Source organism: Brachybacterium muris (assembly GCF_016907455.1).
Lineage (GTDB): Bacteria > Actinomycetota > Actinomycetes > Actinomycetales > Dermabacteraceae > Brachybacterium > Brachybacterium muris.
The window spans coordinates 855,534-874,841 of the sequence record NZ_JAFBCB010000001.1; the positions used below are offsets into that span (position 1 = coordinate 855,534).

Sequence of the window (19,308 nt, forward strand, 5' to 3'; positions counted from 1 at the left end):
GCTCGTCCCATGGACCGCACCCTCCCCTTCACCAAGGGCCACGGCACCCGCAACGACTTCGTGGTGCTGGAGGACCCCGACGGCGCACTCGACCTGGACGAGGCCACCGTCGCAGCCCTGGCCGACCGTCGCGGCGGCATCGGCGGCGACGGCGTGATCCGCGTGGTGCGCACCCACGCCGCCGGCATCGATGCCCCGGCCGATGCCCCCGAGTGGTTCATGGACTACCGCAACGCGGACGGCTCCCTGGCCGAGATGTGCGGCAACGGGGTGCGCGTGTTCGCCGCCTACCTGCGCGCCTCGGGCCTGGTCGATGACGACGCCTTCGACATCTGGACCCGGGCCGGCCGGCGCACGGTCGAGATCCTGGGCAGGCCGGCCAAGGACCGGCAGGACTGGACGGTGCGTGTGGGCATGGGCGCCCCCGTGCTCGCCGACAACGGCCGCACTCTCGCCATCGACGGCATCGAGCTGCCCGCGCTGGACGTGGACATGGGCAACCCCCACGCCGTCGCCTTCCTTCCCGAGGATCGGCCCCTTCCCGAGATCGACCTCGCCCGCCGTCCCGGGATCTCCCCGGACCCCGCCGGCGGCACGAACATGGAGTTCGTCGCTCAGCGGGGACCGCGCCACGTGGCGATGCGGGTGTTCGAACGCGGTGTCGGTGAGACGGACTCCTGCGGGACCGGTGTTGCCGCCGTGGCCGTCGCCGCAGCCCACCGTGCCGGGGACGACTCCGGTCAGCCGTGGACGGTGGAGGTCCCCGGCGGCACCCTCGAGGTGGGATGGCGGGGCCAGGAGGTCACGCTCACCGGTCCCGCGCGGCTGGTCGCCGAGGGCACCTTCACCGGCTGACCTGCCGGCTGACCGGGCGCCGGGGGAGGCCGCTCAGGCCCGCTCCGGCCCCACCTCGAGGATCCGGAACCCCTTGGCGCTCGCGGCCTTGGCCACCGTGCGCTGCGGGAGCTGCTCGCCGAGCCAGCGGGCCAGCGGATCGGCCCCCAGGTTCTTCCCCACCACCATGGCGGCCGTCCCGGCCGGGACCAGGCGCCCCAACCAGTGCAGCAGCAGGGCGTGCAGCTCCTCCTTGCCGATGCGGATCGGCGGGTTCGACCAGATCGCATCGAACCGCAGGTCCGCCGGCACCTCCTCCGGGGAGGCCACCTGCACGTTGTCCAGCCCCAGGCGTTCGGCGTTGGTGCGCGTGAGCGCGCGGGCACGGTCGGTGACATCCACCGCCCACACCTCCGCATCGGGGTGCAGCAGCGCAGCAGTCAGAGCGATCGGCCCCCACCCGCAGCCCAGGTCCAGGATCCTCGCGCCCGCAGGGACCGGCGTCAGCACATCGAGCCGGTCCAGCATCACCGCGGTCGCCTTGTCCAGCCCGCGCGCGGAGAACACGGCGCTGCTGGAGACCAGGTCCCGCTCGGCACCGGCCAGCCGCACCCGCAAGCGGAACGGTGCCTGGTCCGTGTCGGAGGTGGGGGAGAAGTAGTGCTCGTTCACCGGGTCAGGATACGGAGAAGGCGACCGGAACAGGAGCCGGGGACCTCTCGGCCGGCCTGCACCGCGCTCCGCCCTGCGCAAAATCCCTCGACCGGCGCCCCCGCTCGTGGGATTCTGGATGTCCACGTGGGACGAGACCACCGTCTCCTGCCCACCACCCGACGACGAGGAGAACCCCGACCGTGCCCATCGCCTTCCACCCGAACCCCGCGCGCGACGATGACGTCACCGGGAGCTCCGCCGAGGAAGCCGATGCCGCGCACAGCCCCTCGACCCCGGAGGCAGCTCCCGAGCAGGAGCGGGCCGATCACCCTGGTGAGCCCCAGCAATCTGCTGGCCGACGCGACCCGCTGACCGAGAGGATCCTCGCCCGGGGGGACGCGTCCGTCTCGACCATCACCTACGAGTCCACCACTGACGGCGAGCAGATGGACCTCGCCGACCGCCAGGCCCTGCGCCGCGTGGGCGGGCTGTCCACGGAGCTCGAGGACGTCACCGAGGTCGAGTACCGCCAGCTGCGCCTGGAGCGCGTGGTGCTGGCAGGGCTCTACACCACCGGCAATCTCGAGGACGCCGAGAACAGTTTGCGCGAGCTCGCAGCACTCGCCGAGACCGCCGGCTCCGAGGTGCTGGACGGAGTGCTGCAGCGCCGTGCGCACCCCGACCCTGCCACATTCCTCGGCAAGGGCAAAGCGGCCGAACTGGCGGAGGTCGTCGCCGAGGTGGGCGCCGACACCGTCGTGGTCGACGGGGAGCTCGGCCCCGGTCAGCGCCGCGCCCTGGAGGACGTGGTCAAGGTCAAGGTCATCGACCGCACCGCCCTGATCCTGGACATCTTCGCCCAGCACGCCAAGTCCCGCGAGGGCAAGGCCCAGGTGGAGCTGGCCCAGCTCGAGTACCTGCTGCCGCGTCTGCGCGGCTGGGGCGACTCCATGTCCCGCCAGGCCGGTGGTCGCGTTGCCGCCGGCGGCGCCGGGATGGGCTCGCGCGGCCCCGGTGAGACCAAGATCGAGCTGGACCGGCGGCGCATCCGCGACCGCATGGCCAAGCTGCGCCGCGAGATCAAGGCGATGGCCCCGGGCCGCGAGGCGCAGCGCGCCGACCGGCACCGCAACCAGGTGCCGTCGGTCGCGATCGCCGGCTACACCAACGCCGGCAAGTCCTCCCTGCTCAACCGGCTCACCGGAGCCGGGGTGCTGGTGGAGAACGCCCTTTTCGCCACCCTCGACCCCACGGTGCGCCGCTCCCAGACCCCGGACGGCCGCGAGTTCACCTACGCCGACACCGTCGGCTTCGTGCGCCACCTGCCCACCCAGCTGGTGGAGGCCTTCCGCTCCACCCTGGAGGAGGTGGGGGACGCGGACCTGATGCTGCACGTGGTGGACGCCGCCCACCCCGACCCCGAGGGGCAGATCCGTGCGGTCCGTACCGTGCTGGGGGAGCTCGAGGGCTTCGACGTCCCGGAGATCGTGGTGCTGAACAAGGCCGACATCGCCGAACCCGAGACCATCGCCCGGATCCGCAGCCTGGTGGAGCACACAGCCGTGGTCTCGGCCCGCACCGGCGAGGGCATCGAGGAGCTGCGCGAGCAGATCGCCGAGCACCTGCCCCGGCCCGCCGTCGAGGTCGACGTGGTGGTGCCCTACTCCCGCGGCGACCTGATCTCCCGGGTCCACACCACCGGTGAGGTGATCTCCGAGGAGCACCTGATGGAGGGCACGCACCTGAAGGCGCGCGTCGACGAGGCCCTAGCCGCAGAGCTCCACGGCGCCGCCTGACGGCAGCTGCCCAGCGTTCGCACGCCTGCACGGGCTGTCGCACACGGCACGGCCTGCCGGGCAAGGCACGACCGGTCGCACACGGCACGGCCAGGGCGCGCCTGGACCGGCCCGAGCCGGGCGCCCGCTACCGTGGACCGGTGCCCTCTGCCGATGCCTCCTCCCCGTCGCGTCCCGATCGATCGGGAGCGGGCTCACCGGCATCGCTCGCCACCCTCCTGGACACGGCGATCAGCGCGATCGGCGGCACTCCCCGTGAAGGCCAGCGGGTCATGGCCGAGGCGGTCGGAACCGCGATGGAGGGCGGCCGCCACTTGCTGGTCCAGGCCGGCACCGGTACCGGCAAGTCCCTCGCCTACCTGGTCCCTGCCCTGCACCACGCGGTGACCTCCGGCCGGCCGGTGGTGATCTCGACCGCCACCATCGCCCTGCAGAACCAGATCGTGGCCAAGGACCTCCCGCGCCTGGTGGAGGCACTGGCCCCGCACCTGCCCCGCACCCCCACCTTCGCCCTGCTGAAGGGCCGCTCGAACTACGTGTGCCGCCACAAGCTCGACGGCGGCTACCCCGTCGACATCGACCCCGGGGCGCTGTTCGCCCAGGCCACCGCGGATCCTTCCCCTGGCGCGAGCGAGCGCCTCGGCGAGCAGGTGCGCCGGCTGCGCGAATGGGCCGAGGAGACCACCACCGGAGACCGCGACTCCCTGGACTCCCCGGTCTCCGACCGTGCCTGGCGCCAGGTGTCGGTGAGCGGCTCCCACTGCCTGGGAGGAAGCTGCCCGATGGTGGACTCCTGCTTCGCCGAGCGCAGCCGGGAACTGGCCCGGGAGGTGGACCTGGTGGTCACCAACCACGCGCTGCTGGCGATCGACGCCTTCGACGGCCACGGCATCATCCCTGAGCACGACGTGGTGGTGTTCGACGAGGCCCACAGCCTCACCGGCTCGGTCACCGCCGCCGTCACCGAGATGCTCACCCCCGCCCTGGTGCGGGGCACCGTGCGGGACCTGCGCGGGCTCGGTGTGGCGGGGACCGCCCTGGACGACGCGGGGGAGGAGCTGCGCGAAGCCCTCGCCCTGGTGCCCGACGGACGGGTGATGGGGGATCTGCCCGAGCAGCTCGCCGACGCCCTCGAGCATCTGCGCACCGAGTCCCGTCAGGCCCACTCCGATGCGAAGGACGCGGGGGACGCGACCGTGTCCGGCACCGCCGGTTCCCGCAAGGCCGTGCGATCTAACCTCCAGCAGATCATTGACGTGTGCGAACGTCTGCTCGACCCCGGCCAGGACGACGTGGTCTCCGTCTCCCACTCGGAGGCCACCGGGCGCTCCAGCATCCAGGTGGCGCCGTTGAGCGTGGCCGGGGCGATGCGCGGTGCCGTGCTGGAGAGCCGTACCGCGATCCTGACCTCTGCCACCCTCGCTCTCGGGGGACGGTTCGAACCGCCCGCAGGGGAGGTGGGCCTGGCCCGCGCGGCGCGGATGGACCCGGACGAGGTGCCGCCGCTGGAGGACCGCGGGGCGTGGGCCGGCCTGGACGTGGGCAGCCCCTTCGACTACCGCCGCCAGGGGATCCTGTACACAGCCCGCCACCTGCCGCCCCCGGGTCGTGAGGGGCCGAGCCGCGAGATGCTGGATCATCTCACCGATCTGGTGGAGGCATCACAGGGTGGGGCGCTGTGCCTGTTCTCCTCCCGTCGGGGAGCCGAACTCGCCGCGGAGCACGTGCGTGCCCGCTTGGACCTGACCATCGGGGTGCAGGGGGAGGACTCGATCTCGAACCTGGTGCGGATCTTCCGCGAGGAGGAGGACTCCTGCCTGTTCGGCACCATCACCCTGTGGCAGGGCGTGGACGTGGTGGGCCGGGCCTGCCGTCTGGTGACGATCGACCGGATCCCGTTCCCGCGGCCGGACGAGCCCTTGGCCTCGGCCCGGCAGGAGCGGATCGCCTCTCGAGGGGGCAACGGGTTCATGTCGGTCTCCGCCCAGCACGCGGCGCTGCTGCTGGCGCAGGGAGCCGGGCGCCTGATCCGCAGCGTGGACGATCGCGGGATGGTCGCGGTTCTGGATGCCCGCCTGGCAACGGCCCGCTACGGCGGGTTCCTCAGGGAGGCCATGCCGCCGCTGTGGCCCACCAGCGACCCCGAGGTTGCCCTGGGCGCGCTGCGGCGCCTCGCCGCGGATCGCTGAGAACCTCGCCTGTTCGGCGGGGACCGGCCCGTCAGACGGCGCGCAGCACCGCCACGACCTTGCCCAGGATCTCGGCATGGTCGCCCAGGATCGGGGCGAAAGCCGGATTGTGGGGCATCAGCCACACGTGCCCGTCGCGCTGGGCGAAGGTCTTCACGGTGGCCTCGCCGTCGATCATCGCCGCGACGATCTCGCCCTTCTGCGCCACGGGCTGCTGGCGCACCACGACCCAGTCGCCGTCGCAGATGGCGGCATCGATCATCGAGTCGCCCACCACCTGCAGCAGGAAGAGGTCACCGTCGCCCACCAGACGGGTGGGCAGCGGGAAGACATCCTCCACCTGCTCCTCGGCGGTGATCGGCACGCCGGCGGCGATGCGACCCACCAGGGGGACGGAGACGGCGTCGGCGACCACGGCGCCCTCGGGATGCAGGGGGGTGGGGGAGTCGTCCTCGCCCGGCATCACCACTTCCATCGCGCGGGGGCGCTTGGGATCGCGGCGAAGGTAGCCCTTGCGCTCCAGCGCCTGCAGCTGGTGGGACACCGAGGATGAGGACGTGAGCCCCACGGCGTCGCCGATCTCCCTCATCGTGGGGGGATATCCGTGGGCGGAGATCGCCGCGGTGATGGTCTCCAGGATGAGGCGCTGGCGCCGGGTCAGGCTCTGCTGCTCCTCGGTCGCGGGGGAGAGCGACGACGCATCGTGCTCCGAGGGACGGCTGGTGCTCGGCGACATCGGGCGGGCCTCCTGGCTTCGTTTGTCAGACCCCTGCGGTGTGGTGGTCCTGTCAGCCAGAGTAGGTGGCACGGAGTCGGATTCCAAACACATGTTCGATGTTTCCACTTGCGTGTCGCCACCTCCCGGTCTACAGTCGCACATAGATTCGATCGAACAGGAGTTCGGACATGCACACCGATACGACCACGGTCCTGCCCTTCCCGCACCGTGATGCCCGCCGGCAGCGCACCGCTGCTCGCTCGGGTGTTCGACTCGAGCTGACCCCGCGGGGTCGCGCTCTCGTCACCACCATCGCCTTCCTGGCGGGTCTGGTGGTCGCTGCGCTCGCCCTGCTCGTCTTCGACGTGCCCGCCGCCCTCGCCGGCTCCGGGCAGGAGCAGCAGATCTCCGTCACCGTCGAAGCGGGGGACACCCTGTGGGAGTACGCCGAGCGCTACGCCCCCGAGGGCGTGAGCGAGCAGGAGTACATCGCTCAGGTGCGCACCATGAACCATCTGCCCACCGGCCGTGTCGCCGCAGGCCAACAGCTCGAGCTGCCCGTGGGGGACGGTGTGGATCGCTGATCCCGTTCACGTGTCCCGGTGCTCCCGGTACTCTTGTTGGGTGCACTGTCCCTTCTGCCGCCATCCCGACTCCCGTGTCGTGGACTCCCGCACGTCCGATGACGGGGCGACGATCCGTCGCCGCCGCCAGTGCCCCGAGTGCGGGCGGCGATTCTCCACGGCGGAGACCGCGTCCCTCTCCGTGCTCAAGCGCTCGGGTGTGAGTGAGCCCTTCAGCAGGGCCAAGGTGATCTCCGGGGTGCGCAAGGCGTGCCAGGGCAGGCCGGTCACCGACGACCAGCTGGCCATGCTCGCGCAGCGGGTCGAGGAGGATATCCGCTCCAGCGGACAGGCCGAGATCGATGCCCACGATGTGGGTCTGGCGATCCTCCAGCCGCTGCAGGAACTGGATCTGGTGGCATACATGCGCTTCGCCAGCGTCTACCAGTCCTTCGACTCCCTGGTCGATTTCGAAGCGGCGATCACGCGCCTGCGCGAGGAGTCCGGTGATGGATCCTCCGACCGTTCCGCCGCCGGCGCGGACGCGGAGTCAGAAGCCGGTGAGCCTGCCGGGAATCCGAACGTCTGAGAAAGTACGAAGCACACCGCGGGAGTGCGTAAGATACACCTCGTGCGCTCACGCAGCGCACCCAGATCAGCGGTCGTGGAGGGGAAGCCACGGCCGCTGATCGCTTTTCCGGCTACGCGACGGTCTGCTCCTTAGGGGCGATCCCGGCCGGCAGGTCGCGGGCGTGCACCACGCCCAGGTGCTGGGTGGGGCGCGTCATCGCCACGTACAGGTCGCCGGCGCCGTGGTCCTCCACCAGTTCGGCGGGCTCCACCACGACCACCGCGTCGAACTCGAGACCCTTCGCGTCCTGCGCGGTCATCACCGCGATCTCGTCGTCCACGCCGGCGGAGCCGGTGCCCACGGCGGGCAGCCCCTCCACCTGGTGCAGCTCGCCGAGCACGGCACCGAGCCGGTGCTCGGCCACGATCACCGCGATCCGGCCCACACCCTCGGCTGCCAGGTCCTTCACCGATGCGGCCGTGACCGACGCCAGTGCCGACTCCTCGGTGTGCTCGATCAGCGGGTCCCTCTCGCCTTCCCTCACCGAGCTCACCTCGGTGATGGGCAGGTCGTGGGCGTGGGCCATCGCCGCAGCGCGATCCATGATGCGGCGGGGCGTGCGGTAGTTGACGGTCAGGTGCTCCACCTGCAGCCGGTCCTGCACGTGGGGCGAAAGCGCTGCCTCCCACGATCCAGGGCCGGCGGCGGAGGAGGTCTGCGCCACGTCGCCCACCACGGTGAAGGACTTGGTGGGGCACCGGCGCATCAGGGCCCTCCAGCTCATGGCGGAGTGCTCCTGGGCCTCGTCCACGACCACGTGCCCGTAGGTCCAGCTGCGCTCGGTGGCGGCCCGCTCGGCGAGGGTGCGGCCGTCACGGATGCGCCCCACGTGCTCGGCCAGGTCCTCGGCCCGGATGATCCCGGAGGTGTCGATGTTCTCCAGCACGGCGCGGGCGTAGGAGACATCTGCCTCCCGCCGCATAGCCTGCTCCTTCGCGCGGGCCTCCTCGGGGGCGGAGTCGTCCCCGAGGATCTCGGCCACCTCATCCAGCAGGGGGATGTCCTCCACCGTCCACGGTGCGTCCTTGGGTCGCACCAGGGCGTCCACGCTGCGTGCGAGCGATCGGGGTGCCGCGGCCCGCAGCCGCTCCGGATGGGCGAACAGGATCCGAAGGAACCCCTGGGGCGTGTACGGCAGCCAGGCCAGGTTCAGCTCCCGGCGCACGTCGGCATGGTGCAGGAGGTCCGAGATGATCTCGGGGCGGTCCTCCGGCACCACCGTGCGGCCGGACTTCTGCAGGGCCTTCTCGTAGCGATCGGCCAGCCGGTTCGCGGCGGCCCGCACGAACACGGCGCGGGCGGCGTTGTGGGGCTTGTGGGAGGCGCGGGCCTCGCGTCGTGCTGCGCGCACGTCCTCCCGGGTCAGCACGATGTCGGTGCCGTCGATGCGCAGGGGCACGTCGCGATCGGGGATCAGCTGACGCTGCTTGACGGCGCGGGAGAGCAGTTCGGCCATGGCCGCGTCGCCCTTGATCCGGGCCACGTCGTCCTCATCGCGCAGCGAGGTCTGCACGCCGGGGAACAGCTCGCCGGGGGTCAGCATCACCACGCCGGACTCGCCGAGGCTGGGGAGCACCCGTTCGATGTACCGCAGGAATCCCTGCGTGGGCGCCATGACCAGCACGCCCGTGTGCTCCAGGCGGCGACGGTGGGTGTACAGCAGGTAGGCGGCTCGGTGCAGCGCCACCGCGGTCTTGCCGGTGCCGGGGCCGCCCTGGACCACCAGGACACCGCGGTTGTCGGAGCGGATGATGCGGTCCTGCTCGCCCTGGATGGTGGCGACGATGTCCCCCATCCTGCCGGTCCGCTGCCCGGAGACGGCGGCCAGTAGGGCCCCCTCGCCCTGGAGGACCACGTCGTCGCTCTCCTCGAGCACGGTGGGGTCCAGCACGTCGTCCTCAAGGCCGATCACGCTGCGACCGCGGCTGATGAGGTGGCGGCGGAGGCGCACCCCGCGGCGCTCGTTGCTGGTGGCCTGATAGAAGGCGGCGGCGGCGGGGGCGCGCCAGTCCACCAGGAGCTGCTCGCGCTCGGGGGTGAACAGGCCGATGCGGCCGATGTAGCGGCGGGCACCCTCGTCGGTGTCGAGCCTGCCGAACACCACGCTGCGGCTCACCGAGCGCAGCAGCGCCAGGCGGTCCTCGTACAGGGCCGCGAAGGCGTCGCGCTCGGAGCGGTTCTGGTGGGTGGATGCGTGCTGGGAGGCCTGGACCTGCTCGAGGTTGTCCTGCACCTGCTGGATCTGCTGGTCCAGCCGCTCGTACAGCCGGTCCGCGTAGTCCTGCTCCCGTGCGATCTCCCGGGCGATCTGCCCCTCAGTGTCGTCCACGTGCCCGGTCCCCCTGGGGTTGCCTCGTCGTTCGTGCCGCGCCTCTCGGACACCGGGTCGGAGGAGCACGGTGATCCATTATGGTGGACGGGCCCGGTTGCGTGTTGCACCGGAGCCGTTGACGAGCTGAGGAGGCGCCGATGCGGGACCCGCGCGACCTGTACAGCTTCGAATCCATGGATGTGCTGGCGGCCGTCCCCCGGGACGGCCTGATGCTGGTCCACGCCCTGCCGGGCCTGGTGGACGCCGGCAACGCGTGCAGGATCGCCGCCACCTATCTGCGTGATCAGCTGCGGCACATGAAGCTGGTCTCCTTCGACATCGACGAGCTGCTGGACTATCGCGGCTCGCGACCACAGGCGGTGTTCGACGGCGTCTCCTACACCTCCGTCGACATCCCCTCGGTCTCTCTGACACTGATGTACGACGAAGCGGACCGCCCCTTCCTCTTCCTGGACGGGCCAGAGCCTGATCTGCAGTGGAAGCGTCTCAGCCAAGCGGTGATCGACCTGGTCGAGTACTTCGAGGTGGAGCGCGTGGTGGGCATGCAGGCCGTCCCGATGGCGGTGCCGCACACCCGGCCCATCGGGCTGTTCGCCCATGCCAACGACCCCTCCCTGCTCACCGGTGCCGGCAGGGACCGGCGCGACGCCGGGACGGACCACCCGGTCGGATCGGGGGAGGCTCCACCTGGATCCGTTTCGCATCCTGCAGGCGGCTCACCGGAGCCCCTCCCGGAGAAGGAAGAGGACGGCCCCGAGGGGCACGAGGGTGCCGAGATCGTGGTGCCCGCCTCCTTCGGCGCGCTGCTGGAGTTCGAACTGGGGCGCAGCGGACATCCGGCGATGGGGTACGCCGCGCAGATCCCGCACTACCTCACGCGCACGGACTTCCCGGCCGGGGCGCTGGCCCTGCTGCGTCGGATCAGTGATGCCACCGGGCTGGAGCTTCCGCTGGTGGACCTGGGGGATCTCACGGACGCGGCCACGGCCGCCCTCGAGGGCACGCTCGAGCAGAACGTCGAGGTGCGGCAGATCGTCACGGCGCTGGAGGAGCAGTACGACGCCATGCGCGAGGAGGACGGCTCGCCGTTGGCGACCACCATGGATCTCCCCACGGCCGATGAGATCGGCGATCATTTCGAGCGCTTCCTCGCGGACCAGGACGGCCCGGAGGACCCGGGACGCCGGTGAACCCCGAGCGGCTCCCCGGCCCCGGTTCGTTATCTCTTCGTGATCCTTAATATGGGTGCGACCTGTGAACCGGGCCACGATCGTGCCACAATGGGCGCGTTGCGTTGATGCAGTTCCAGCAGGACAGTCCGTCACGGGGGCCCCGGCCTCCGAACGGCGCACCTGATGCCTCCCGCCCCGGCGGGGAACGGCCTCTCGCGGCACCACGGTCGCATCGGCGACCGATGATGGACGACACAGGAAGTAGACAGGTATGGCACAGGGCTCGGTCAAGTGGTTCAACTCCGAGAAGGGCTACGGCTTCATCGAGATCGACGGAGGCGGCGCTGACGTCTTCGTCCACCACAGCAAGATCGACATGGACGGCTACCGCTCCCTCGAGGAGGGCCAGCGCGTCGAGTTCGAGGTCTCCCAGGGCGACAAGGGCCCGCAGGCAGAGCAGGTCCGTCCTCTCTGACCGGACCTGGAACCGGATCTTCAGCGGACCGGGCAGGGGCGAGAGCTCCTGCCCGGTCCGTCGTCGTAGGGGGACGCGCTCGGACCGGCGATGCCCTCAGTGCCTCACCCTGCCTGCGCGTCGCAGTGCCTCGACCTGGTCGGGGCGTGCCAGCCGCACCGATACCGCATCCGACCGCAGGGCCCGGTCGATCCCCTCGGGCAGAGGCCGCGTCGAGGCCACCAGCACACAGTTGCCTCGCCGCTTGCCGGACAGGTGCGCCGGCTCGGCGATCACGGCCACGTGCTCGAAGGCGGTGCTCAGTGACGCCACCTCATCGGCCATGAGTCCGGAGCCCGGGGGGGCCGCACAGTTGGCAAGGTAGAGCCCGCCCTCTCGCAGCACCCTGGCGGCATGCGCCGCGGTCTCGGCGGTCAGCAGTGCTTCCGGGGTGAGGCTGCCGGCGAACACGTCCCGCACCAGGACGTCGAAACGGTCATCCCGCCAGGCGGCGAGTGCGCTGAGCGCGTCGTCGATCCTGATCCGCAGCTGGGGGGAGCGCGGCAGATCGAACCAGTCGCGCACCTGCTCGGCCAGTCGCGAGTCGACCTCCACCACGATCTGCCGGGCATCGGGGTGCTGAGCGGCGACGGCCCGGGGGAGGGCGCACGCCCCGCCTCCCAGGTGGGCCAGCTGCGGTGTCGGGGTGGGTGACTGCTCCAGGTGGAGGTCGATCGCCAGCAGCATCCACCGCATGTACTCGAAGACGAGGTGGGTGGGCTCGGGGTGCAGGTGGGAGGAGGGGACCCCGTTCACCTCCAGCAGCACCGATCCGTCCTGCTCCTGGGTGACGCGTGCGGTGCCCGTGGAGATGGGGAGTACGGCACCGAGCTCGGGCAGCTGCCCGAAGAGCGGGGTGGAACTGCTGCGGGTGCGATCACGACGGGCCATCGGGCCACTCTAGGTTCCTCGAGCTCCCCGTGGCCGCGCGGCGGTGTTCGCATGGGCCAGGCCCGCGGTGCAGGTTCCTCCCCAGCGCGGCTGCATCCACCGGCGCGGGGTGCGTCCCTCGTTCGTCAGTGCCCTTCCATACCTTTGATCTCGAAGGCAGCCGCCCGCACAACCCGCACAGGAAGGAGTCGTGATGACCGCCCCCGCACTCCCCGCCCCCCGCACCTCTGCCCGCACCCTCATGGCGCATCTCGACGAGGACCTCGCGGGGCTGGAACGTGCCCGGTCCCTGCTCGCCGAAGGGGAGCGCACGGCCGGTACCAGCCCCCGCGAGGCCTTCGAGCTGGTGCACCGCGCCGCTCTGCGCGGAGCCGGGGTCCTGGTCCAGCGGGCGAACCGTGAGCGGCGCCGTCGTCTGCCGCTGAACGTATGGACGGCCCTGGAGCGGCTGGGCGGGGAGTCGGCGGAGCGCGCCGTGCAGATGGCACCGCTGGTCGCCGAGCGGGCCCGCCTCGAGCGCTGCCCTGAGGCTGCTCCGGACCCGGATCTGCTGCGGTGCCACATCGAGCACACCGGGCGGCACCTGGCCGTGGTCTCCCAGCAGCTCCTGGACGGGATGCCGCAGGGGGTGGTGGCGCTCGCCGGCTGAGCACACCGTCTCGGCGGGGCCCGGTACAGTTCCGCAGCGAGCCGTCCGGCGGGGGCGGGCGCTGATCGGGCACGAACGGCAGGAGGAGGCAGTGATGGACCCACAGGTTCCCCGTGCCGCCGGCGTGCCCGAGGATCCCGAGGTGCCCGGCATCCTCCACCTGGACATGGATGCGTTCTTCGCCTCCGTGGAGATCAGGGACGACCCCTCCTTGCGCGGGCTGCCGGTGGTGGTGGGCGGGGCCGGGGCCCGGGGCGTGGTCGCCGCAGCCAGTTACCCGGCACGGGAGCGCGGCATCCGGTCGGCCATGCCGATGGCCACCGCGCGCAGGCTCGCACCCGACCTCGTGATCGTGCCCGGCCGGATGGAGCGCTACCGAGAGATCTCCCGGCAGGTGATGGACCTGCTGCGCACCGTCGTGGCCGACGTCGAGCAGATCAGTGTGGACGAGGCATTCCTGGATGCCCGCCCTGCGCGCCGCCTGTTCGGCCCACCCGAGGAGATCGCCGGACTGCTGCGCAGGCGGATCCGTGATGACCTGGGACTGCCCAGCTCGGTGGGTGGGTCCGTCTCGCGCGCCGTCGCGAAGATCGCCTCGGCGCGCGCCAAGCCCGACGGCATGCTCATCGTGCCCGCGGACCGCACCGCCGCCTTCCTCGCACCGCTGCCCGTCTCGGTGATCTCGGGCATCGGCCCCACCGCGGTGGCAGCGCTGGAGCGCATCGGGGTCCGCACAGTGGGCGACGTGCGCGACATCCCCGCTTCCACGCTGACCCGCGCGATCGGCCCGCAGGCCGTGCAGGTGATGCGCCTGGCCGACGGCACGGACCGCACGGGTCTGGGGCGGCGGGTGCGGGACAAGTCCCTGGGCACCGAGCGCACCTGGGACGAGGACCTCACCGACCCGCAGGAGGTGCGCCGTCGCATCACGATGATGGCCGACGACGTGGCCCGCCAGTTGCGCCGTTCCGGGTTCTCGGCCCGCACGGTGGTTCTCAAGCTGCGGTCCCCGGACGGCACCACGATCACCCGCTCGGCCACGCTGGACCAGCCCACCTCCAGCGGGGAGCGCCTGCGCGAGCATGTGGTGGCGCTGTGGGAGCGGGAGCGTGCACGGATGCCCCGGGTGCGCCTGGCCGGAGTGCGGGCCACCCATCTCGCCGCTGCTGGACCCGGCGGGGAGCCGAGGGAGCTGACCGGTCGTTCGGCCGGCTGGCAGGATCTCGAGACGGCCATGGACCGCGCTCGCGACCGCTTCGGGGCCGCGAGCCTCGCTCGGGGCTCCACCCTCCGCAACGACGAGACGGTGCGAAGCGAGGGGTCGGTCCGTCGCGACGGGGCGTCCCGGCCCGGGACCGATGGCCGCCGGCCCGGGACCGATGGGCGCCGAGGTTCCCATTTTCAGGGGTGACGCCTAAACTAGGGTGACCGCCGACGACGGCTGTCGTCCGGGGTCGAGCAGGAGGCGCCGACCGGCGCGAAGCACGGGGACAAGGAGCGGGATCATGCCGCTGTCGGAACACGAGCAGAAGATGCTCGATGAGATGGAACGTCAGCTGTTCGCCGACGATCCTCGCCTTGCGCGTGCCTTCTCGCCCACCGGTGCACCGCGCCGTAACGGCCGCCGCATCGCGATCGGCCTGGGTGCAGTGGTGCTGGGGCTGCTGGTGCTGGTGCTCGCCGTGGCCCTGCCGGCCGTATGGCTCGGCGTCATCGCCTTCATCGGCATGCTGGTCGGCGCCGTGTACGCCGTCACGGCACCCGCCGTGAAGGAGGGCAGCGAGGACGCTCCCGGATCCGGCGGCACCGGGGGGCCCGGTGGCCCTGGGGGCTCCGCCCCCACTGCGCCTCCGGGTGGCGGTGACTTCATGAAGCGGATGGAGGAGCGCTGGGAGAAGCGCTCGGGTGACGACTCCCGCTTCTGACCCTCCCCCCATACCTGACGCCCCGGCTCCTGCGAGCCGGGGCGTTCTTCGTTCGTGCAGAGGCACGCTGCCGGCGCTGCATCCCCCGGGTCCTCCCTTTCGCTCCACCTGGGCGCTCCCTTTCCCTCCACCGACGTGGGGTGCCGGAGTGCGCGCCCCCGGCCTGCACCCCTGACCTGGGGAAACGTCAGGAGCTCGGCGGATCTGTGCACCCCGATGAGGTGCCAGGGGAGTGTGGTCGAGCCTCGGGAGAGAGGCCGCGCCACTCAGGTCGACGGTTTTCCCTCCACCAAGCACCACCCCTATGACCAGCGGTGATGTAGACCATGTCGCGCAGATGGGGGCCAGGGGTAGCGCGTTGTGGGGCGGAGTGGGGTAAAGTGGAGTGCGTTGGGAGGAGATGGTTCCGCTCTTCGCGTCCGTGCAGGTGAGAGGGGGTCGAGATGTTCCTCGGCACCTTCACGCCCAAGCTTGACGAGAAGGGGCGCCTGATCTTCCCGGCGAAGTTCCGTGACGAGCTCGCCACGGGACTGGTGATGACCCGGGGACAGGAGCACTGCATCGCGGTGTACCCGATCGCCGAGTTCCGCCAGAAGCTCGATGAGGCCCGTCGGGCGCCCACCACCGATCAGCGCACACGTGACTACCTGCGCGTGCTGCTCTCCGGCGCGGAGGACGTCATCCCCGACAAGCAGGGCCGCATCACCATCCCGGGCCACCTGCGCTCCTACGCGGGCCTGGACCGGGAATGCGCCGTCATCGGCGCGCTGGACCGGCTCGAGATCTGGTCCCTCCCCGCGTGGGAGACCTACCTCGAGCAGAAGGAGGAGGGCTTCGCCCAGACCGCCGAGGAGGTGGTCCCGGGCCTGTTCTGACGGACCTCCGTCCCGTGAGACCTCTCGTCGTTCCCGCCCCGACGCTACTTCCCCGGTGGCGGGTCGGGAACGACGGGGAATCTGGCCGGACGGCCCCGCAGCCATCACGTACCGACATCGATCCGCAGGGGAGGGGGCACCATGGACCGCACACCGCAGCATCGGTCGCACGACGGCGACGTCGACATCGAAGGCATCGCGCGCACCGCCGAGGACCGCCACGTCCCTGTCCTCCTGGACATGACGGTGGACCTGCTCACCCCTGCCCTCCAGCATCCCGGTGCCGTCTACGTCGATGCGACCCTCGGCATGGGCGGCCACGCCGCGGCCGTGCTGACCTCCGCCCCCCAGGCCCGCCTGGTGGGCATCGACCGTGACCCCCTGGCACTGGACCTCGCCCGGGAGAGGCTCACCCGCGCCGGCCTCGCCGAGCGGATCACCCTGGTGCACGCCACCTACGACGAGATCCCCGAGGTCCTCGCCGAGCTGGACCTGCCCGGTGCCGACGCGGTGATGATGGACCTGGGCGTCTCGAGCTTCCAGATCGACACCGCCGAGCGCGGCTTCTCCTACGCGGCCGATGCCCCCCTGGACATGCGCATGGACACCTCCTCCGACGGCCCCACCGCTGCCGATCTGCTGCGGGACCTGCCGGAGGCGGAGATCTCCCGCATCCTCCACGAGTACGGGGACGAGCGCTTCGCGCGCCGGATCGCCCGCCGCATCGTGGAACAGCGCGAGCAGGCGCCCCTCACCCGCAGCAGCGAGCTGGTGGCGCTGCTGGACCGTGCCGTGCCAGCAGCGTCCAAGGCCAGCGGCGGTCACCCCGCCAAGCGCTCCTTCCAGGCGCTCCGCATCGCGGTCAACGACGAGCTGCGGATCTTGGCCAAGGCCCTCGAGGGGGCCCTCGACAGCGTTCTCCAGGACGGCCGGATCGTGGTGGAGTCCTACCACTCCGGTGAGGATCGCCTGGTCAAGACCGCCTTCTCGCGTCGCACCCGCTCCTCCGCGCCTCCCGGCCTCCCGGTCGAGCTGGAGGAGCACCGTCCCACCTTCGCACCCCTGGTGCGCGGTGCCGCGCAGGCCGATGAGGCCGAGCGCGACCTGAACCCCCGTGCGGGCTCCGTCCGCCTGCGCGCCCTGACCCGCACCCGTTCCGTCGAAAGAGCCTCGTGACATGGCCTCCACGTCTGCAGTCCGCTCGGTCGCCGTCCGGCCCCTGCGCAATCCCCGCCCTGCCAGCTGGCCCACCCCGCGCCTGACGGTCCTGGCCGCCCCGAAGGCTGCCGGGAGTGCGATGCCGTTCACGCTGCTGTGCACGGCGATCGTGGTGGCCACCCTTGCGGCGCTGCTCTACCTGAACATCCAGATGTCCGACACCAGCTACGAGATCAACCGCCTGCAGATCCAGTCGCAGCGCCTCACCGAGGAGCAGCAGTCCCTCGCAGCCACCAACGAGCGCCTGGGCACCCCGCAGGAACTGGAGCGACAGGCACGTGAGCTGGGGATGGTGCCCGTCTCTGATCCCGCCTACATCGACCTGGACACCCGCACAGTGCTCTCCGGCACCGTGGGAGCCGAAGCGGCGGCCCCGGCCGTCCAACTCGCCGAGGTCCCGGCGGAGCAGGCCGTTCCGCCCGCGCAGATCTACGATCAGCCCCAGGTGTATCACGGCATGGGCAACGAGGGAGCCTGAGGATGGCGGCGGACCGCAAACGGAAGCGCACCACGAGTGCAAACCGCCCCCGGAGCAGCAGAAACGCGCGCTCCGGAGGCTCCTTCCGCGTACCCACCGCCCGCGTGGGCAGCCCCCTGGTGCGCCACCGCCTCCTCCTTGCGCTGATCATGATCGCCGTGATGGCGCTGTCCGGCCGCCTGATCTGGGTGCAGGGCCTGGATGCCAGCGCTCGAGCCGAGGAGGCCATCGAGCAGCGCACCGTCACCCGCACCATCCCTGCGCTGCGCGGCGACATCATGGACCGCAACGGCACGGTGCTGGCCAGCTCCGTGGAGCGCTACGACCTGTGGGTCAATCAGCGTCAGGTGGTCGACTACCTCAAGAACTCGAAGAAGGCCCAGGTCAAGGGGGTCCCTGCCGCTGCCCAGAAGCTCGCCCCGGTGCTGGGATGGAGCGTGGCCGAGACCGAGGAGGCCCTCACGGGCGAGCGGGGCTTCATGTACCTGGACAAGAACGTGGACCCTGCTGTGCGTGATGCGGCACTGGCCCTGCGGATCCCCGGGATCGGGGCCGACCGCGTCGCGAAGCGCATCTACCCGGCCGGCTCCGTCGGCGGGAACGTGCTGGGCTTCGTCGGTGCCGACGGTGTGGCTCTTGCCGGCACCGAGTACACGTATAACGAACAGCTGCGCGGCACCGACGGTCGCACCCAGTACGAGCGGGGTGCACAGGGGCAGATCATCCCGACCGGTCGTCAGGAGACCACCCCGGCGGTTGACGGCCAGGACCTGGCACTGACCATCGATCGTGACCTCCAGTGGAAGGCGCAGCAGGTCGCGGCGAGCGCCGCGGAGACCTGGGGTGCCACCGGTGCCAGCGCCGTGGTGCTCAACTCCCGTACCGGAGAGGTGCTGGCGTTGGCCGACTACCCCTCCTACGATCCGAACGCCCCGGGTGACGCGCCCGAGGAGAACCGCGGCAACCGGTCGATCTCCAACATCTTCGAGCCCGGCTCTACCGGCAAGGTCTTCACCTTCGCGGCTGCGCTGGAGGAGGGGACGGTCTCCCTGGACTCGCAGTACGAAGTGCCTTACACCACCACCGTGGAGGGTCACCGCATCAAGGACGCCCGCCCGCACCCGGACCAGCAGCTCACCCTGGCCGGGGTGCTGAAGAACAGCTCCAACGTGGGAACCGTCCAGGTCTCCGAGACGCTCTCGCCGCAGGTGCGCTACGAGTACCTCAAAGCGTTCGGACTGGGGGAGCCCACCGGTGTGGGCCTGCCCGGCGAGTCCGCCGGCATCGTGCACCCTGCGTCGGAGTGGGTCGGCCGTACCCGCTACACCACCTCGTTCGGCCAGGGGTACTCGGTCAACGCCCTGCAGATGACCTCCGCCGTGGGGACCTTCGCCAATGACGGTGTGCGCGTACAGCCCCGCATCGTCGCCGGCACCCGCGAGGAGGACGGCTCCATGCGCCCCCTCGGCGAGCCGGAGAGCACCCGGGTGGTCTCCTCCGAGACCGCCGATGCCATGAACTCCCTGATGGACAACGCGGTCGAGGACGGCGTCTCCGGCGCCAGCGTGCCGGGCTACGCCGTGGCGGGCAAGACCGGTACCGCCCAGGTGCCGGACGGCACCTACACCGCCTCCTTCATCGGCTACGCCCCGGCGGACGATCCGGAGATCGTGATCGGTGTGTTCGTGTTCGGTCTCAACTCCTTCATCTCCGGCGGTAAGGCCGCTGCTCCCGCCTTCTCCGAGCTGATGACCTTCACCCTGCAGCACCAGGGCATCCCGCCCACCGGGAAGCCCGCCCGCGAGCTCGAGAACGAGTGGGGAGACGCCCAGTGACCGAGGGGCGCACCTCCGAACCCGCCCGTCCCCG

Annotated in this window: 18 protein-coding genes; 14 read left to right on the forward strand and 4 right to left on the reverse strand. The window is 71.2% G+C overall.

From position 1 onward, the window contains the following. Positions 1-9: 9 nt before the first annotated feature. A complete protein-coding gene (gene dapF, locus JOD52_RS03985; protein ID WP_017822756.1) occupies positions 10-855 on the forward strand; it encodes a diaminopimelate epimerase in 846 nt (281 codons plus the stop codon). A gap of 33 nt (positions 856-888) precedes the next feature. Here dapF and JOD52_RS03990 read toward each other — a convergent pair whose 3' ends face one another. Beyond that, positions 889-1,506, reverse strand: coding sequence for a class I SAM-dependent methyltransferase (locus JOD52_RS03990; protein WP_017822755.1), 618 nt, complete (start codon positions 1,504-1,506; stop codon positions 889-891). Positions 1,507-1,688: 182 nt separating this feature from the next. Here JOD52_RS03990 and hflX point away from each other — a divergent pair, with 182 nt between their 5' ends. After that, the gene (gene hflX / locus JOD52_RS03995; protein WP_204408854.1) at positions 1,689-3,284 is read left to right on the forward strand and encodes a GTPase HflX; all 1,596 of its coding nucleotides are present in this window, start codon (positions 1,689-1,691) and stop codon (positions 3,282-3,284) included. A gap of 140 nt (positions 3,285-3,424) precedes the next feature. After that, the gene (locus JOD52_RS04000) at positions 3,425-5,473 is read left to right on the forward strand and encodes a helicase C-terminal domain-containing protein (RefSeq protein WP_204408855.1); all 2,049 of its coding nucleotides are present in this window, start codon (positions 3,425-3,427) and stop codon (positions 5,471-5,473) included. A gap of 31 nt (positions 5,474-5,504) precedes the next feature. Here the strand turns inward: JOD52_RS04000 and lexA are convergent, their stop codons facing one another. Beyond that, entirely contained in the window at positions 5,505-6,209 is a 705-nt protein-coding gene (gene lexA, locus JOD52_RS04005; RefSeq protein ID WP_017822752.1) for a transcriptional repressor LexA, read from the reverse strand. Between the two features lie 170 nt (positions 6,210-6,379). Between lexA and JOD52_RS04010 the strand changes: the two genes are divergently transcribed. Both JOD52_RS04010 and nrdR read left to right on the forward strand, forming a co-directional pair. Then, entirely contained in the window at positions 6,380-6,775 is a 396-nt protein-coding gene (locus JOD52_RS04010; RefSeq protein ID WP_204408856.1) for a LysM peptidoglycan-binding domain-containing protein, read from the forward strand. Between the two features lie 40 nt (positions 6,776-6,815). Further along, the gene (gene nrdR, locus JOD52_RS04015) at positions 6,816-7,343 is read left to right on the forward strand and encodes a transcriptional regulator NrdR (protein ID WP_031306960.1); all 528 of its coding nucleotides are present in this window, start codon (positions 6,816-6,818) and stop codon (positions 7,341-7,343) included. A 112-nt stretch (positions 7,344-7,455) separates the two neighbouring features. On the opposite strand, the gene JOD52_RS04020 is transcribed toward nrdR, so the two are convergent. Further along, entirely contained in the window at positions 7,456-9,714 is a 2,259-nt protein-coding gene (locus JOD52_RS04020; RefSeq protein WP_204408857.1) for an ATP-binding domain-containing protein, read from the reverse strand. A gap of 140 nt (positions 9,715-9,854) precedes the next feature. Here JOD52_RS04020 and JOD52_RS04025 point away from each other — a divergent pair, with 140 nt between their 5' ends. Further along, entirely contained in the window at positions 9,855-10,907 is a 1,053-nt protein-coding gene (locus JOD52_RS04025; RefSeq protein WP_017822748.1) for a proteasome assembly chaperone family protein, read from the forward strand. 253 nt (positions 10,908-11,160) lie between these two features. Beyond that, positions 11,161-11,364, forward strand: a complete 204-nt coding sequence (locus JOD52_RS04030) for a cold-shock protein (protein WP_017822747.1) — start codon at positions 11,161-11,163, stop codon at positions 11,362-11,364. A gap of 96 nt (positions 11,365-11,460) precedes the next feature. Here the strand turns inward: JOD52_RS04030 and JOD52_RS04035 are convergent, their stop codons facing one another. After that, positions 11,461-12,294 (reverse strand): spermidine synthase, encoded by an 834-nt coding sequence (locus JOD52_RS04035; RefSeq protein WP_017822746.1) that lies wholly within the window; start codon positions 12,292-12,294, stop codon positions 11,461-11,463. 193 nt (positions 12,295-12,487) lie between these two features. Between JOD52_RS04035 and JOD52_RS04040 the strand changes: the two genes are divergently transcribed. From JOD52_RS04040 to JOD52_RS04070, 7 genes are all read left to right on the forward strand, one after another. Beyond that, positions 12,488-12,943, forward strand: a complete 456-nt coding sequence (locus JOD52_RS04040; protein WP_017822745.1) for an SAV_6107 family HEPN domain-containing protein — start codon at positions 12,488-12,490, stop codon at positions 12,941-12,943. Positions 12,944-13,037: 94 nt separating this feature from the next. Next, positions 13,038-14,354, forward strand: coding sequence for a DNA polymerase IV (dinB, locus tag JOD52_RS04045; RefSeq protein ID WP_017822744.1), 1,317 nt, complete (start codon positions 13,038-13,040; stop codon positions 14,352-14,354). A gap of 94 nt (positions 14,355-14,448) precedes the next feature. Beyond that, positions 14,449-14,868 (forward strand): DUF3040 domain-containing protein, encoded by a 420-nt coding sequence (locus JOD52_RS04050; RefSeq protein WP_017822743.1) that lies wholly within the window; start codon positions 14,449-14,451, stop codon positions 14,866-14,868. Positions 14,869-15,311: 443 nt separating this feature from the next. Beyond that, a complete protein-coding gene (mraZ, locus tag JOD52_RS04055) occupies positions 15,312-15,743 on the forward strand; it encodes a division/cell wall cluster transcriptional repressor MraZ (RefSeq protein ID WP_017822742.1) in 432 nt (143 codons plus the stop codon). Positions 15,744-15,884: 141 nt separating this feature from the next. After that, positions 15,885-16,919, forward strand: a complete 1,035-nt coding sequence (gene rsmH / locus JOD52_RS04060) for a 16S rRNA (cytosine(1402)-N(4))-methyltransferase RsmH (RefSeq protein WP_204408858.1) — start codon at positions 15,885-15,887, stop codon at positions 16,917-16,919. Between the two features lies 1 nt (position 16,920). Continuing rightward, the gene (ftsL, locus tag JOD52_RS04065) at positions 16,921-17,439 is read left to right on the forward strand and encodes a cell division protein FtsL (protein WP_031306959.1); all 519 of its coding nucleotides are present in this window, start codon (positions 16,921-16,923) and stop codon (positions 17,437-17,439) included. 104 nt (positions 17,440-17,543) lie between these two features. Beyond that, positions 17,544-19,274 carry a penicillin-binding transpeptidase domain-containing protein gene (locus JOD52_RS04070; protein WP_259849133.1) on the forward strand — a complete coding sequence of 577 codons (1,731 nt, stop codon included), beginning with the start codon at positions 17,544-17,546 and terminating at the stop codon, positions 19,272-19,274. Positions 19,275-19,308: the final 34 nt, after the last annotated feature.